Annotated in this window: 11 protein-coding genes; 4 read left to right on the top strand and 7 right to left on the bottom strand. The window is 69.3% G+C overall.

Features of this window, described 5'->3' with window-relative positions; genetic code table 11:
- Positions 1-65 precede the first annotated feature (65 nt).
- Positions 66-266, bottom strand: coding sequence for a hypothetical protein (locus tag GHC57_RS17090; RefSeq protein WP_153346489.1), 201 nt, complete (start codon positions 264-266; stop codon positions 66-68).
- A 260-nt stretch (positions 267-526) separates the two neighbouring features.
- On the bottom strand, positions 527-1,921 hold the full coding sequence (locus GHC57_RS17085; RefSeq protein WP_170294943.1) for a DUF1036 domain-containing protein: 1,395 nt from the start codon (positions 1,919-1,921) through the stop codon (positions 527-529).
- Positions 1,922-2,442: 521 nt separating this feature from the next.
- On the opposite strand from GHC57_RS17085, the gene GHC57_RS17080 reads away from it, so the two are divergent.
- Positions 2,443-4,428 carry a methyl-accepting chemotaxis protein gene (locus GHC57_RS17080; RefSeq protein ID WP_153346485.1) on the top strand — a complete coding sequence of 662 codons (1,986 nt, stop codon included), beginning with the start codon at positions 2,443-2,445 and terminating at the stop codon, positions 4,426-4,428.
- 5 nt (positions 4,429-4,433) lie between these two features.
- Here the strand turns inward: GHC57_RS17080 and GHC57_RS17075 are convergent, their stop codons facing one another.
- Both GHC57_RS17075 and GHC57_RS17070 read right to left on the bottom strand, forming a co-directional pair.
- Positions 4,434-6,620 (bottom strand): YgiQ family radical SAM protein, encoded by a 2,187-nt coding sequence (locus GHC57_RS17075; RefSeq protein ID WP_153346483.1) that lies wholly within the window; start codon positions 6,618-6,620, stop codon positions 4,434-4,436.
- Positions 6,621-6,938: 318 nt separating this feature from the next.
- The gene (locus tag GHC57_RS17070; protein WP_153346481.1) at positions 6,939-7,754 is read right to left on the bottom strand and encodes an OmpA family protein; all 816 of its coding nucleotides are present in this window, start codon (positions 7,752-7,754) and stop codon (positions 6,939-6,941) included.
- Between the two features lie 304 nt (positions 7,755-8,058).
- On the opposite strand from GHC57_RS17070, the gene rlmN reads away from it, so the two are divergent.
- Positions 8,059-9,189, top strand: coding sequence for a dual-specificity RNA methyltransferase RlmN (gene rlmN / locus GHC57_RS17065; protein WP_153346479.1), 1,131 nt, complete (start codon positions 8,059-8,061; stop codon positions 9,187-9,189).
- A gap of 15 nt (positions 9,190-9,204) precedes the next feature.
- Here the strand turns inward: rlmN and GHC57_RS17060 are convergent, their stop codons facing one another.
- Both GHC57_RS17060 and GHC57_RS17055 read right to left on the bottom strand, forming a co-directional pair.
- Positions 9,205-10,296: a rhodanese-like domain-containing protein gene (locus GHC57_RS17060; protein WP_153346477.1), complete on the bottom strand. Its 1,092-nt coding sequence runs from the start codon at positions 10,294-10,296 to the stop codon at positions 9,205-9,207.
- 9 nt (positions 10,297-10,305) lie between these two features.
- Positions 10,306-11,394, bottom strand: a complete 1,089-nt coding sequence (locus tag GHC57_RS17055) for a hypothetical protein (protein WP_153346475.1) — start codon at positions 11,392-11,394, stop codon at positions 10,306-10,308.
- 263 nt (positions 11,395-11,657) lie between these two features.
- On the opposite strand from GHC57_RS17055, the gene GHC57_RS17050 reads away from it, so the two are divergent.
- Both GHC57_RS17050 and GHC57_RS17045 read left to right on the top strand, forming a co-directional pair.
- Positions 11,658-12,635, top strand: coding sequence for a MurR/RpiR family transcriptional regulator (locus GHC57_RS17050; protein WP_170294942.1), 978 nt, complete (start codon positions 11,658-11,660; stop codon positions 12,633-12,635).
- Positions 12,632-13,984 (top strand): aspartate aminotransferase family protein, encoded by a 1,353-nt coding sequence (locus GHC57_RS17045; RefSeq protein ID WP_153346471.1) that lies wholly within the window; start codon positions 12,632-12,634, stop codon positions 13,982-13,984. Before GHC57_RS17050 ends, GHC57_RS17045 begins: the two co-directional genes overlap by 4 nt.
- A gap of 37 nt (positions 13,985-14,021) precedes the next feature.
- Here the strand turns inward: GHC57_RS17045 and GHC57_RS17040 are convergent, their stop codons facing one another.
- Positions 14,022-14,645 carry a hypothetical protein gene (locus tag GHC57_RS17040; protein WP_153346469.1) on the bottom strand — a complete coding sequence of 208 codons (624 nt, stop codon included), beginning with the start codon at positions 14,643-14,645 and terminating at the stop codon, positions 14,022-14,024.
- Between the last annotated feature and the right edge of the window lie 222 nt (positions 14,646-14,867).

Here is a 14,867-nt window from a genome sequence, read left to right as displayed (position 1 = left end):
GTGGGGCGCGCCCCACGGATGGGCATGCAGGTGCGCCCCCTCGTGCAAAATTTCCAGACATCAGGTTACACAGCCTGCAAATGGCTGTGAAGCAGGGTGGCCCCGCAGGCGCGCACGGCATCGGTCAGCGCCTGTTCGGTCAGGTCCAGGTCGTCGAACCCGTGCCCGCCCCACAGGTCCACCAGCAGGTGCATGCCCGCGAAGCGGACCCCCTCGCGCTCGACGAAGTGGTCGAGCCGGTCCGGCGGCGGGAACGTCGTCGGCATGCTGGTCTCCGTGAACGGGCCTGCGAAGGGAGGGGACGGGGAACGGCGCGCGGCGATTGCCTCGACGCCGGGGCGGGTGTGCGCCATCCGGCGCCGCCACACAAGATCAAACGTGGCCGGATCGACCCGGCCAAGGGCGAAGTGGGACCGCGCCCCGGCCGTTTCAAGGGCCGGACACCGGGGCGCGGGTGGCGCGGGTGGCCCGGGCGGGGGCGTCCCGGGGCCGTTCGCCGGTTTTGGGCGACGGCGGACAGGCGCGGTCAGTTGGCCTCGGCCCGGTAGCGCAGCAGGTTGCCGCGCGGCAGGCTGATGAGTTCAAGCGAGGTGGCGTCCACGTACAGCACGCTGAAGCACGCGGGCTCGGGATCTTGGGCCATGCGGACCACGATGACGGGATCGCCGCCCGAGTCCACACCCCGCAGCGGGCAGGCGTTGGAGACCTCGAACGAGCCCGCGCCCTGCCGGGTCCCGCCCTGGAACGCGGTGTAGACATCGTCCCGCAGGGCGATGCTCGCGGCCGGATCGTCCACCGAACGCCAGGTCCCGGTGACCGCCCGGTAGAGCGACGACAGGGACTCGTCGGACGGCAGGGCCGCCGACGGCGCCCCGAAGGGCGACGCCATGTCGGCCGCGCTGGGCGGCTGCTGGGCCGGAGGCTGCCCCGAGGGCTGCCCCGGCATCGTCTGGGTGGGCGGCTGGGTCGGAACCGCCGCCTGCCGTTCGTCCACGGGCGGGGGCATCTGGTTCATGGGCTGGTCCGGCGCGGGCATGGGGCTGGTGGCGCCGCCGATGGGCGACGCGCCCGGCACGGTCGCCGGGTTCAGATCGAACGAGTAGAACGTGGCGGTTTCGCCGGTATCCAACTCGCGGAACGCCACCTCTTCATAGCCGCGCCCGGCGCAGTCGTGGTCGCCGACGATGGTGAAGGCATCGTCCACCGTGCAGAACATGTAGCCGTCGCCCTGGAACCGCTCGTCCGGGTCCTCGGCGCGGTAGTAGTAGTAACGCTGGGCCAACTCCTCATCCAGAACCAGTGCGCAGTCGCCCGGCTCCACCTGCCACCAGCCCTCGGACGTCCACAGGTCGTCCTTGCTGTAGCCGATGGCCACCCAGCGCACGACGCTGGTCTGGTTGCAGATTTCCAGGCCGCCGTCGGAGGCGGTCAGATCGGCCGGCGGCGGCGTGCCGATGGGCTGCGCGCCGGGCACCGTGGCGGGGCTGAGCACCAGCGTGAAGGTGGTCGTGCTGCCGCCCGTATCCACCTCGCGGAAGCCCAGCTCGTTGTAGCCGCGGCCCTCGCAGTCCTGATCGCCGACGATGGTGAAGGCATCGTCCACGCCGCAGAACATGTAGCCGTCGCCCTCGAAGTCCTCGTTCTGGTCTTCGGCGCGGTAGTAGTAGAACTGTTCGGTCAGATCACCGTCCAGCACGGTGGTGCAGTCCCCGGGTTCGAGGTTCCACCAGCCTTCCGAGGTCCACATGCTGTCCTTGTTGTAGCCGACGGCGACCCAGCGCGGGATGTTGGTCTGGTTGCAGACCTCCAGCCCGGCCAGGGCCGGCGACACCGCGAACACCATCAGGGCGACGGGGGCCAGCAGGACGGCGGTGAGACGGGGTCCGAGCGGGAGCCGGAACGGAATGGATACCTGGGCCATCGCATACTCCATTGCGTTGCGCAGGGCCGCCCTCTCCTGGTGGGGCGGTGCGGATAGAGAGCGACGCGGGGCCGTTCCCCCGCGCGGACGGGGCCAGTGTAGCAGCCCGGACCACGGGCCACGAGCGGATTGACACCGGGCGGGTGGAGAATGGAGCGCTAGCACAGGGCCGCCCGTCCGCCGCCGCACCCATTGATCGCGCGACCGGCTTGCGACTCGGCCCCGAAGAGTCCGGGCGAAGCGCCGACACCCGCTTGACGGGTCCCGACCTGCACGCGCCCGCCCTGGGCGCACCCGCAACCTCTGTGCGGCGCACAAAGACCATTTTTGCGCAATGGTATCACCTCGGGCGGGTGCGGCCTCAAGGTGCTTGGCGACACGGTCGGGATTGGTCAGAATTCGCGGTGCCGAGGGTCGGCATACGGGGGTGGACACACAGCGGGCGGACGCCGGACCCCACCCAGCCGGAGTGACTGTCGAGAATCGACTTGGGGCCGCATGACGCGGCCGGGGGGGCCAACATGCTGACCGTTTTTCGCCGGATCCCGATTTCGATCCGGCTGTGGGTGATTGTTCTTCTCATCGTCATTCTGGCCCTGGCCAACCTCACGGTGACCGCGTGGAGCTTCTCCGCACAGGTCAACGCGGCGCTGCAGGACCGCGTCCGCACGGCCGTGGACTCGGCCCACACCATCGTGGCGGGCTACGCCGACCAGGCCGCCGCCGGCACCATGACCGAGGCCGAGGCCAAGGCGGCCGCCGCTCAGGCGATCAACCACCTGCGCTACGCCGGAAACGAATACGTCTTCGTCATCGACTACGACAGCGTGGTGCAGGTGCAGCCGGCCTCGCCGCAGCATGTGGGCAAGGACCTGACCGCCCTGCGGGACGACACCGGCGTCGCCTTCATCGCCGAGATGAGCCGCATCGCCCGCACCCAGGGCGAAGGCGTGGTGCGCTACGTCTGGCCCAAGCTGGGCGGCGACGTGCCCGTCCCCAAGGTCACGGTGGTCAAGGCGATCCCGGCGTGGGACTGGTACGTGGGCTCCGGTGTGTACACCGACGAGATCGACCGCGAGATCGCCGCCATGCTCTGGCGCACCGGGATGGTCTCGCTGATCGTCGTGCTGATCCTGGGCACGGCCACGGCCCTGATCGGGCGGGGCATCGCGCGCCCGATCCGGCGGCTGACGGGGGAAATGCGGCGGCTCGCCGACGGCGACCTGGATGTTGAGATCGACCGCGACCAGGGCGCCGAGATCGGCGAGATGCAGACCGCCGTCAACGTGTTCAAGGAGAACAGCCGCCAGATCCAGCACCTGCAGGCCGAGCAGGAGGCCCTGCACCGGCGCAACGAGCAGCGGGTGCGCAGCGAGATGGTCGCGCTCAACAACGCGCTGGAAGAAGAGGTCAACAGCGTCATCAGCGTCGTGCGCGATCAGGCGGAGGCCCTGGAAACGGCCGCGCGGGACATGGCCCAGGCCGTGGCCGGCACCCAGGCGGGCGCGGGCGCGGCGTCGAACGCGTCGCAGGACTCGGCCTCCAGCGTGGATGCCGTGGCCGCCGCCGCCGAGGAAATGGCCAGCTCGATCCAGGAGATCAGCCGACAGGTCGCCGGCGCCTCGGGCACCGCGCGCGAGGCCGTGACCCAGGCGGAGCAGACCAACGCCCGGGTGCAGGGGCTGGCCGAGGCCGCCGGCCGCATCGGCGATGTGGTCCAGATGATCGGCGACATCGCCAAGCAGACCAACCTGCTCGCCCTGAACGCCACCATCGAGGCGGCGCGCGCCGGCGAAGCCGGCAAGGGCTTCGCGGTCGTGGCGAACGAGGTCAAGACCCTCGCCACCCAGACCGGCAAGGCCACCGAGGAGATCGGCAGCCAGATCGGGGAGATGCAGACCGCCACCCGTGACGCCGTGGCCGCCATCGAACGGATCGTGGCCGTGATCGGCGACATCGACGCCGTCACCACCTCGCTGTCCGCCGCCATCGAGCAGCAGACCGGGGCCACCACCGAGATCAGCCGCAACGCCCAGCACGCCGCCACGAGCACCCAGACCGCGTCGGAGAACATCGCGCAGGTGGCCGAGTCCGCCGAAACGTCGAACCACCACACCCGAACGGTCGAGACCACCGCCCAGGAGGTGCTGCGGCAGGTGGGAGTGATGCAGGAGGGACTGCAGCGCATCACCCGCGCCGGCAGCCAGGCGGAGCGGCAGGCGCACGCGCTGCATCCCGTCACCGTGCCCGTGACGGTGACCCTGGACACCGGCGGCGGCGCCCGCAGCGGGACGCTGGAGGGGCTGGCCTCGTCCGGTGTGGCGACGCTGGACCGATCGGTGACCGGCGAGCGGGGCCAGACCTTCACGATGACCCTGCCGGACATCGGGGCCGTCACGGGCGCGTTCGTGGCCCGCACCGATGTCAGCCAGCACGTGCGCCTGGACCTGACCGAGGAGCAGACGGCGGCCGTGGCGCGCCTGCTCGCCCAGCGCGGACGGCGGTAGGGAGCCTACCCACCGCCGGCCCGCCGCCGGCCCGTGCCGGCGTGGGTGGTCACGAAGCTCTGGCGGCCCTTCTTGCGGCCGGTGCGCATGCCCTCGCCGCCGCTGCGGCCGGTGCCGGCGGGCTGGTATGCCGGCACCAGGTGCTTCTTGCCCGGGCCGATCAGGTCGGTGCGGCCCAGGCGCTTCAGGGCCTCGCGCAGCAGGGGCCAGTTCTCGGGGTCGTGGTAGCGCAGGAACGCCTTGTGCAGGCGGCGCTGCCGCAGGCCCTTGGCGGTCTCCACGGTCTCGCCGCCGGTGCGCCGCACGGGCCGCAGCGGGTTCCGCCCCGAATGGTACATCGCCGTCGCCAGCGCCATGGGCGACGGCAGATACGCCTGCACCTGATCGGCCCGGAAGCCGTTGCGCTTCAGCCACAGGGCGAGGTTCATCATGTCCTCGTCCGACGTGCCCGGGTGGGCGGCGATGAAGTACGGGATGAGGTACTGTTCCTTGCCCGCGTCCCGCGAATAGCGGTCGAACATCTGCTTGAAGCGGTCATAGGTGCCGATGCCCGGCTTCATCATCTTTGAGAGCGGCCCGGCCTCGGTGTGCTCCGGCGCGATCTTCAGATAGCCGCCCACGTGGTGCGTCACCAGTTCCTTCACATAGGCCGGCGAGCGCACCGCCAGGTCGTAGCGCAGGCCCGAGGCGATGGTGATCTTCTTGACGCCCCGCACGTCGCGCGCCGCCCGGTACAGGGCGATCAGCGCGGAATGGTCCGTCTCCAGGTTCTTGCAGATGGACGGGTAGACGCAGGACAGCCGCCGGCAGACGCGCTGGATGTCCGGGCTCTTGCAGGCCAGCCGGTACATGTTGGCGGTCGGCCCGCCCAGGTCGGAGATCACGCCGGTGAACCCGGCGGTCGTGTCGCGCACCCGCTCCACCTCCTGCAGGATGGAGTCCTGCGAGCGGCTCTGGATCTGGCGGCCCTCGTGCTCGGTGATCGAGCAGAACGTACAGCCGCCGAAGCAGCCGCGCATGATGGTGATGGAAAAGCGGATCATCTCCCACGCCGGAATGCGCGCGTCCCCATAGGACGGATGCGGCGCGCGCGCGAACGGCAGGTCATAGACGGCGTCCATCTCCGCCGTGGACAGCGGCCAGGGCGGCGGATTGATCCAGACCTCGCGGTCGCCGTGGCGCTGCACCAGGGCGCGGGCGTTGCCCGGGTTGCTCTCCAGATGCACCACGCGCGACGCGTGGGCGTAGAGCACGGGGTCGGCCTTGACGGCCTGGAACGCGGGCAGGCGGACGACGGCGCCCCGGTTGGCGGGCGGCTCCGGGGCGGCGGGGGCTTTGGGCTCGGCCGGGCCGGCGGGCGCGTCGGCGGCGTCCCCGCCGTCCCCGCCGTCCTGACAGAGACCGGCCGCGCGCCCGTCCTGCTCCCGCGTATCGGCATAGGGATTGGCCGGCGCCTCCACCGGCCCCGGGGTGTCCACGGTGCTGGAGTCGATCACCGCCCAGCCCTCGGGCACGGCCGGGCGGATCAGCGCGGTGCCCCGGATGTCGGTCATGGTGCGCGGATGCTCGCCCCGGGCGGTGCGGTGGGCGATCTCGACGATGGCGCGCTCGGCGTTGCCGTAGACCAGCAGGTCGGCCTTGGCGTCCATCAACAGGGAGCGGCGCACGGTGTCGCTCCAGTAGTCGTAATGGGCGGTCCGGCGCAACGACGCCTCGATGCCGCCCAGCACGATGGGTGTATCCTTGAACGCCTCCCGGCAGCGCTGGGCATAGACGATGCTGGCGCGGTCGGGCCGCCGCCCGCCCTCGTCGCCGGGGGTGTAGCTGTCGTTGTGGCGCAGCCGCCGGTCCGCCGTGTAGCGGTTGACCATGGAATCCATGTTGCCGGCGGTCACCCCGATGAACAGGGTGGGCGCGCCCAGCGCCCGGAAGGCCTCGGCGCGGGTCCAGTCCGGCTGCGCGAGGATGCCGACGCGAAAGCCCTGGGCCTCCAGCAGACGGCCGACGATGGCCATGCCGAAGCTGGGGTGGTCCACATAGGCGTCGCCCGTGACCAGCAGGACGTCGCAGGCGTCCCAGCCGAGCAGGTCCATTTCCTCGCGGGACATGGGCAGCATGGGCGCGGTGCCGAAGCGGTGGGCCCAGTGCTTGCGCCAGGAGAACAGCGGGCGCGGCGTGGTGGCGGCGGTCATGACGGGTCGAGCCTTCCGGACAGGCGGGAACAGGAGAGAGGGTACCGCGAAACGGGCCCAATCGCGAGGGCTCCCGAGCGAACCCCAGGACCATGGGATAACGGCGCGTTTGGCGAAGTCCGAGACCGCGTAGGGCGGGTTCGCGCCGAAGGCGCAACCCGCCGCATTGCTCCCCCCGCGGCGGAATCGCAACCACATGGCCTTTCAACCGATGGCGCACGAGCCAACCCGCCCATGCGAAACGGCGCGCCGGGGGACCCGACGCGCCGCTTGCTAGGGCTCTCCGTTGAGCGGAGGGTTCCCGATCCAGGCCGGAGCCTAGTTCTGGAACATGATCTCCACGCGACGGTTCATCTGCTCGACCACGCCATCGCCGGTCGGCACCATCAGGCGCTCTTCGCCGTAGGCCTCAAGCTGCATCACCTCGGAGGCGATACCGCGGGCGGCCAGGGCGCGGGAGACGCCTTCGGACCGGCGCTGGGACAGCACGACGTTGTAGTCGCTCGGGCCGCTGGTGTCGGTGTGGCCGACGACCAGCACGCGCGGCGGCACGTACTGCTGGTACTCGGCGGCGACCGTGTCGAGGGTGGCCATCGCCTCGGCATCCAGCGCGGAGGAGTCGAGGTCGAAGTAGACCACGTACGGCGCGGCCGGCATCGCAGGGGTCTTCAACTGCTCGATGGCAATCATGAAGTTCTGCTTGCACTCTTCGATGTGAGTCGGCTGCCGGTCTTCCTCAGCCTCTTCCATCCAGCAGTCGAAGCTCGCCTGGGCCTTGGCGGCCACCGGCGGGTTGGCCTCGGCGGCGCCCTGACCCATGACCATCATCAGGTCCTGGCGGGCGGCGGCCAGCTCGTCGGCGTACTTGGCCGGAATGTCCCGCTCGTCCATGGTGGTCGGCGCGACGGCCTCACCCATGGCGGCGGCCTTCGCCTTGCCCACGAAGTAGGCCGTGTCGGGCCAGTCGCCGTAACCACGCTCGTGCGCGGCCAGGGCCGCGTATTCGCTCTGCAGGGCGGCCTGGAACGGCGAACCCATGCTCTCCATGCTCTGGGCCCCTTCCACATCCCACTTGTTCGCACAAGCAGACAGGAGGCCGGCCGCAGCAACCGCGACGATCACCTTCTTGTACATTTAGGCACTCCTCCATCACCTGATCAGATGGGCAGCCGCATTTGGCAGGTTGCGACTGCTCCCCAGAAAATGACAAACATATACCAGTCCACACCGTCAACACGCCGCCGGGGGAGGCCTTCGCTTCGCACCGCGCCGTGACCATATTGCCGCAGTAGAGACGTGGTGCGGCATCTGTGTCACCCGGTATAGCGAAAATTGCAGGCGATTGGTACCTGAAATCGGGCCGTTGCCGGCCCCGCATCCGGTCCGCACGGACCGAACCTCCCCGTTTTCCGGCCCCGCGTACACAAGGCAAAGCCCCATGAACCTGATCGGTCTCACCCGCTCCGAACTCGCCGCCGTCCTTGAGGATATGGGAGAGAAGCCGTTCCGGACCAGACAGCTCTGGCACTGGATTTACTTTCGCGGGGCCACGGACTTCGCCCAGATGTCCACCCTTTCCAAGGACTTGAGGGCCCGCCTCGCGGATATTCACAGCCTGGAACGGCCGCAAGTCAGCCGCGAACAGACGGCCATGGATGGCACGCGAAAGTGGCTGTTGCGGTTCACCGACGGCAAGGAGGCCGAGGCCGTCCACATCCCCGAGGACGACCGCGGGGCGGTCTGTGTGTCCTCCCAGGTGGGGTGCACCCTCACGTGTCGGTTCTGCCACACCGGGACGCAAATGCTGGTGCGCAACCTGGAGCCGGCCGAGATCGTCGGTCAGTTCCTCGTCGCCCGCGACAGTTACGGCGAATGGCCGACCCCGACCGACGAGACTCGGCACCTGTCCAACGTCGTCCTGATGGGCATGGGCGAACCGCTGTTCAACTTCGACAACGTCTCGAAGGCCGTTTCGATCCTTGTGGACGGTGAAGGTCTCGCCCTGTCGCGCCGGCGCATCACCCTGTCCACCTCGGGCGTGGTGCCGATGATCGAGCGCTGCGGCCACGAGATGGGCGTGAATCTGGCCGTCAGCCTGCACGCGGCCACGGACGAGGTCCGCTCGGCGATCATGCCGATCAACCGCAAGTACCCGCTGGAACCGCTCATGGCGGCGCTGCGGGCCTACCCCGGGGTCTCCAACGCGCGGCGCATCACGCTGGAATACGTGATGCTGAAGGGGATCAACGATTCCCCGGCCGACGCCCGGGCGCTGGTGCGGCTGGTGCGGGGTCTGCCGTGCAAGTTCAACCTGATCCCCTTCAACCCCTGGCCGGGCGCGCCCTATGAATGCACGCCCATGCCGGCCATCCAGCGCTTCGCCGACATCCTGGCCGACGCCGGCCTGACCGCGCCCATCCGCATGCCGCGCGGGCGCGACATCCTGGCCGCCTGCGGGCAGCTCAAGAGCGCATCGGAACGCGAGCGGCTGCAGGGCTACCGGGCCCGGCTCGCCGCCCTGAGCCCGGACGAGCGCGCCGCGGCCGAGGCGGAGCACGCCCGCCCCTGACCGGACCCGCTCCGGTCACTGCTGCGGCATGCGGTTGCCCTGACCGTAGCCGCCCTGGCCATAGCCGCCCTGGCCCCCCTGGCCCTGGCCGTACCCGGCGCCCGGCTGGCCGCCGCCATAGCCGCCCCCGGGCACGCCACCGCCCCCGGGCGCGCCACCGCTGCCGGGCGCGCTGCCGCCGTAGCCGCCGCCGGGGGGCATGGTCGGGCCGCCGGCCTGCTTCCACGCCTCCAGGCCGCCCCGATACCACAGCACGTTGCCGTAGCCGAGGTTGATCGCCCGAAGGGCGGCGTTGTACGACATCCAGCAGTCCCGAGAGGCGCAGTAGAAGATCAGCGGCACCTGCCGGTTGCCCTGGGTCGCCTGTTGCAGGAAGGCGCCCATCTGCTGCGAAATCTGGTCCCCGAACTGGCCGGGCTGGCTGGCCTGCACGGCCGGGATGGCGCCGGGCAGCATCTCGTTCGCGCCCAGCACGTCGAACAGAAGGTACGGAGTCTGCTGGCCCTGGACGAGCGACACCAGGTCCAGCGTGGTGATGAGCTGACCGCCGGGAATGCTGGCGGGCGTGGGGCCGTGCATGGGTCCGGTGTGCAGGCTCTGCGTCGGCTGCACGCCCATGTCCTGGCGCTCGTACTGGGCCAGTTGCTGAAGGTACTGCACGACCTGAGGATCCAGGCCCTGACCGCCCCCGCCCGGCGCCTGTCCATAGCCGCCCCCCGGCGGCTGGCCCGGCTGGCCCGGCTGACCGTATTGGGGCTGCTGGGGTTGTCCGTACTGCGGTTGTTGAGGCTGTCCGTACTGCGGTTGCTGGGGCTGTCCGTACTGCGGTTGTTGAGGCTGTCCGTATTGCGGTTGCTGGGGCTGACCGTATTGCGGCTGCCCCCCCTGCGGCGGATAGCCTCCCTGACCCTGACCCTGACTCTGGCCCTGCGGCGGATAGCCGCCGCCCGGCTGGCCGAATCCGCCGCCGCCCTGCTGCGCCTGACCGAAGCTGTCCTGGGCGGGCGCGTCCCCGGCGCCGCCCAGCAGGGCGCCCCCGACCAGGGCGCCGGCCAGCACCCCCAGCGCCAGATGCCGCGTCCATCTTGTGTCCCACACGATCCCCATGGCCCCCTCCTATCGCGTCGCCTGCAGCGGCTGCCCGTCCATGCCCAGGTATTGCTGCGGATTGAAAAAGGCGTCGTCGGTCAGCACGTAGGTGCCGTCCCGCAACTGCCAGGCATGGCGGTACGTGTTGTCGAGTTGCACCGTGCCGCCGTTGATCGGGTCGTCGTAGGTCTCGACGCCCCGGATGGCCTCGACCCGCTCGCGCTGGCCGCGGTCGCTGATGGCGGCCCGGTCGCGATACCCCTGGTGGATCATGTCGCTGATCTCGCTGTTGGTCTGCGACGTGATCTGGGCCATGCGGCTGGCGTGCCGGGTGTTCTGGCGGTTGAGCACGGCGTGATGCTGGGCGATCCGCCGGGACCATTCGGGGCCGGGACGGATCGACTTGCGGATCATCTCCGCCACCCGCAGGTCCAGCCGCCCCGCCTCGGCCGCCGCCACGAACCCGGGCAGCGACTGCCCGCCGCTGATGCTGGACCCGGGCAGGCCGTACAGGCTGGGCGTGTCGATGCGCCACAGCGTCATCGCGGCCGCCACGGAGCCGCGCATCTCCCGGCCGCGCTCGTCGATGAAGCCGATCAGCAGTTCGCCCGCGTCCACGGTCATCTGATAGGACATGCTGCCGTAGTCCTCGCGGTGGGACAGGGCCTGCAGGTCCCGCGCCAGATCGGGGCGGGCGCGATAATCCAGGACGCGCGCGTTCGGCAGCGTCCGGTTGACGATGACCGACAGCAGATCCCGCGCCGAATTCACCTGAAGCTGCGGGCAGGGACCGCCGGGCTGGCTGGTCCACGTGATGGCGGGCAGGATGGCCACGCCCTCGCTTTCGTCCGGCGCGCTGGCCTTCCAGGAGAAATTGTAGCCGGAGCGGTTGCAGGCGTTGGAGGGGTCCCACTGCACGCCGCCCGTCGCCTGCCAGTGCGTCGGCACCATCAGGGTGTAGGCCGTCAGCGGCCGGTCGAACCCCTGCCGGTCGATCACCTCGACGGGCCGGACATGCACCAGCGGCGGGGCGGTCTGCGCCACCGCCGGTCCCGACCCGGCCGCCACCAGCCCGCACACCAGCGCGAGCCCCTTCAGCATGCTGCGCCCCGCCATGGCTCCGCCCTCTCCCCCTGATCCCTCTCGTTGCGCCCGAAGTGGCCATTTTGAAATAAGTATAAACGGCACGCCCGGCAACGTCACCACTCCCCGTCTCTGGCGCCTGGGCCGAAACACTCGGTCGCACTGACCGGGGAGGGGGCTCAATTGAGTTGGCGAGCGCCCGGATGGCCCGCTACACTCCCGGCCCCGGGGGGCGACCGCCCAGGCGCTCCGGCGGGACAGACCGCTGCACCAGGGAGCCCGCGGGCGCTCATGCCATGACACGACGACCCAAGAGCGCGGGCCTCCCGCCGGATGCGCTGGTGATGCCCGGCGTGACCGACACCGGCCCGCTGGCCGACATCGCGGCGCGCGTCCAGGCGGCGCACGACGCCCTCAGCCCACAGCTTCGGCAGGCGGCGCGCTACATCCTGGCCCATCCCGAGGATGTGGCGCTGACCTCCATGCGGCGGCTGGCCGAGCACGCGGGGGTCAAGCCCTCCACCATGGTGCGGCTGTCGCGCGCCCTGGGCTTCGACGGCTACGAGGCCCTGCGCGAGCCCTACCGCGCCTGGCTGCGCGGCGGCGAGGGGGCCTTCGTCGCCCGCGCGCGCACGTTGCAGGCGCGCCGTCCCGGCGCCACGGACGGGCCCGGCCGGGCCGCCCTGCTGGAAGAGATGACGGCCGCCGACGTGGGCGCGCTGCGCGAGGGCCTGACCGCCGCCAACGCCCAGGCGCTGCAGCGCGCGCGCGATCTGATCTGCGCCGCCGACACCGTCTATGTGGTCGGCCTGCGCTCGTGCCAGTCGCTGGCCCACCTGTTCCACTACGCCTATGGGCTGGTGCGCGGCAACGCCCGGCTGGTGGACGGCCGCGGCGGCATGCTGTTCGACGAGCTGGTGCGGGTCGGGCCGGACGACGTCGTGTTGTCCATCGGCTTTCGCCCCTATGCCTGCGGCACCGTCGAGGCCACCGCCTTCGCCGCCGACAAGGGCGCGCGTGTCGTCGCGCTGACCGACAGCCTGGTGTCGCCCCTGGCCCACGGCGCGGCCGCCGTGGTGGCCGTGGACACGGCCTCGCCGAGCTATTTCCAGTCGCTGGTGCCCGCCCTGGCCCAGATTCAGGCCCTGCTGGCGCTGATCGTCGCCGAGGGCGGCGACGACGCGCTGGGCGCCATCGACCGCATGGAACACGAACTGGACGCCTTTGGCGCCTATTGGACCGAACCCAAACGCCGCCGGAGGCGCACCCCATGACCCGAGAGTCCCGCGTCTTCCACCGTCACTCCGTCGCCGCCTATCCGGTCGCGGTCGCCGGAGACGGACCCTGGCTGATCGACGCCGAGGGGCGGCGCTATCTGGATGCCTGCGGCGGGGCCGCCGTCTCCTGCCTGGGGCACAGCGACACCACCGTGCGCGAGGCCATCAAGGGGCAGGTGGACGCGCTGGCCTACGCCCACTCCGCCTTTTTCACCACCCGCGCGGCGGAGGATCTGGCGGACCACCTGATCGACAAGGCCGAGGCCCTGATTCCCGACAACCGCCTGGGCAAGGTGTACCTGGTCTCCGGCGGGTCGGAGGCGGCCGAGGCGGCCCTGAAGCTGTCCCGGCAGTACTTCCTGGAGATCGGCGAGCCCCAGCGGCACCGCATCATCGCGCGCCGCCAGAGCTACCACGGCAACACCCTGGGCGCGCTGTCGGTGGGCGGCAACCAGTGGCGCCGCGAGCCCTTCGAGCCCATGCTCATGCCCGCCACCCACATCGCGCCGTGCTACCCCTATCGCGACCGGGCGGACGGCGAGAGCGAGACGGCCTATGGCGAGCGGGTGGCCGATGAACTGGACGACACCATCCGGCGATTGGGGCCGGAGACCGTGGCCGCCTTCATCGCCGAGCCGGTGGTGGGCGCGACCATGGGCGCGGTGCCCGCGGTGCCGGGGTACCTGAAACGCATCCGCGAGATCTGCGATCGTCACGGCGTGCTGCTGATCCTGGACGAGGTCATGTGCGGCATGGGCCGCACCGGGCATCTGTTCGCCTGCGCCGAGGACGGCATCTCGCCCGATATCCTGCTGATCGCCAAGGGGCTGGGGGCGGGCTATCAGCCGGTGGGCGCGATGCTCTGCGCGACCCGCATCCACGACGCCATCCGGGCCGGCAGCGGCTTCTTCCAGCACGGCCACACCTATCTGGGGCACGTGACCGCCTGCGCCGGGGCGCTGGCCGTGCAACGCCGCATCGAGGACGGCGGCCTTCTGGACAATGTCCGCACCCAGGGCGCGGCTCTGCGGGAAGCGCTGGCGGCGGCGTTCGGCGCTCACCCCCACGTGGGCGACATCCGGGGGCGCGGCCTGATGCTCGGCCTGGAACTGGTCGCCGACCGGGACAGCAAGGCCCCCTTCGATCCGGCGCTGAAGCTGAACGCCCGCGTCAAGCGCGAGGCCATGGCCCAGGGCCTGATGTGCTACCCCATGGGCGGCACCATCGACGGCCGGCGCGGCGATCACATCATGCTGGCGCCGCCGTTCATCCTCGGCCCGGAGCACATCGCGGAGATCATCGGCCGCCTGGATCTGGCCCTGGCCGCCGCGCTGGGGTCGGTGTAGGGCACACCGCCCGAAGAATTCATAGATTCAATGTTGCTCATGACATGGCGCCCGAGCCTGCACCACAGTACTCAAAATTCTTTATAATGAAAGACGAACCCCTATTTACACCGAAGAACCGTTGCGCGCGGTCTGTGTCAATAATAGTTCGCGTCAGACGCATCCCGGCGCCATGCTTGACCACCACAACCCTTATAAGTTCCTTGGCATCATACCCGTTAAGCGGATCCCGTAGCGCGATAGCGATATGATACAATATATCAAGACTAGATGCATGTCCCGGATAGTTTATTTGGAGGCCGTCCAAACTCTTACTTATGTACAGCGCTTGCAGTTCACCGCGACTTTTTGTCTCGCTCCACCTGTATCGGCCATCGGAGAGCACCATTATCGTGGCGCCCTCTTTGTCACAACCGCCTTCGACCGCCCAAGTGCCCTCCAACTGTGCTGGCATATCTGCGGTCCAGCCATCGGCCAACATAGCGTCGGAACCATCATCCCAACTTCGGCCGTAAATTAAAATCGCTGCAAGCGATAAAGCCCCTACTAAAATAACAATAATAGAAATTGTTTTCGAGGATATTGTCAGCTTTAAAAAATATAGAATAATTTGTCCTGCCGCCAACCCGCTCAGTACAATAATTAATGCTAAGGCCCACATGACTCTGCCAAACTCCCCTCTGAATCTGCTTGCAAAAATAACCGTTCTTGTATGATTTGATAGCATATTTCTATTGCCTACAAAACCCGTCCAAAAGTAATATGTTTTACGCTCCCATGCAATTACTGCCTGTGGATAAAAAATAAAAGGCTTATCCCTTTGCTTCCGGCGCGATCAACATATCGTAGGAGATTGGGCCTTTGGTGGTGGCGATGCCCAGGA

It is taken from the genome of Roseospira navarrensis (genome assembly GCF_009601025.1).
Lineage (GTDB): Bacteria > Pseudomonadota > Alphaproteobacteria > Rhodospirillales > Rhodospirillaceae > Rhodospira > Rhodospira navarrensis.
The sequence above is the reverse complement of the archived record's forward strand: the minus strand, read 5'-3'. Positions and strand labels throughout refer to the sequence as shown.

What these genes read in the sequence shown, in the direction of transcription:
- GHC57_RS17090 (WP_153346489.1), bottom strand. Translation starts at nt 266, where the DNA reads ATGCCGACGACGTTCCCGCCGCCGGACCGGCTCGACCACTTCGTCGAG.
- GHC57_RS17085 (WP_170294943.1), bottom strand. Translation starts at nt 1,921, where the DNA reads ATGGCCCAGGTATCCATTCCGTTCCGGCTCCCGCTCGGACCCCGTCTC.
- GHC57_RS17080 (WP_153346485.1), top strand. Translation starts at nt 2,443, where the DNA reads ATGCTGACCGTTTTTCGCCGGATCCCGATTTCGATCCGGCTGTGGGTG.
- GHC57_RS17075 (WP_153346483.1), bottom strand. Translation starts at nt 6,620, where the DNA reads ATGACCGCCGCCACCACGCCGCGCCCGCTGTTCTCCTGGCGCAAGCAC.
- GHC57_RS17070 (WP_153346481.1), bottom strand. Translation starts at nt 7,754, where the DNA reads ATGTACAAGAAGGTGATCGTCGCGGTTGCTGCGGCCGGCCTCCTGTCT.
- rlmN (WP_153346479.1), top strand. Translation starts at nt 8,059, where the DNA reads ATGAACCTGATCGGTCTCACCCGCTCCGAACTCGCCGCCGTCCTTGAG.
- GHC57_RS17060 (WP_153346477.1), bottom strand. Translation starts at nt 10,296, where the DNA reads ATGGGGATCGTGTGGGACACAAGATGGACGCGGCATCTGGCGCTGGGG.
- GHC57_RS17055 (WP_153346475.1), bottom strand. Translation starts at nt 11,394, where the DNA reads ATGGCGGGGCGCAGCATGCTGAAGGGGCTCGCGCTGGTGTGCGGGCTG.
- GHC57_RS17050 (WP_170294942.1), top strand. Translation starts at nt 11,658, where the DNA reads ATGACACGACGACCCAAGAGCGCGGGCCTCCCGCCGGATGCGCTGGTG.
- GHC57_RS17045 (WP_153346471.1), top strand. Translation starts at nt 12,632, where the DNA reads ATGACCCGAGAGTCCCGCGTCTTCCACCGTCACTCCGTCGCCGCCTAT.
- GHC57_RS17040 (WP_153346469.1), bottom strand. Translation starts at nt 14,645, where the DNA reads ATGTGGGCCTTAGCATTAATTATTGTACTGAGCGGGTTGGCGGCAGGA.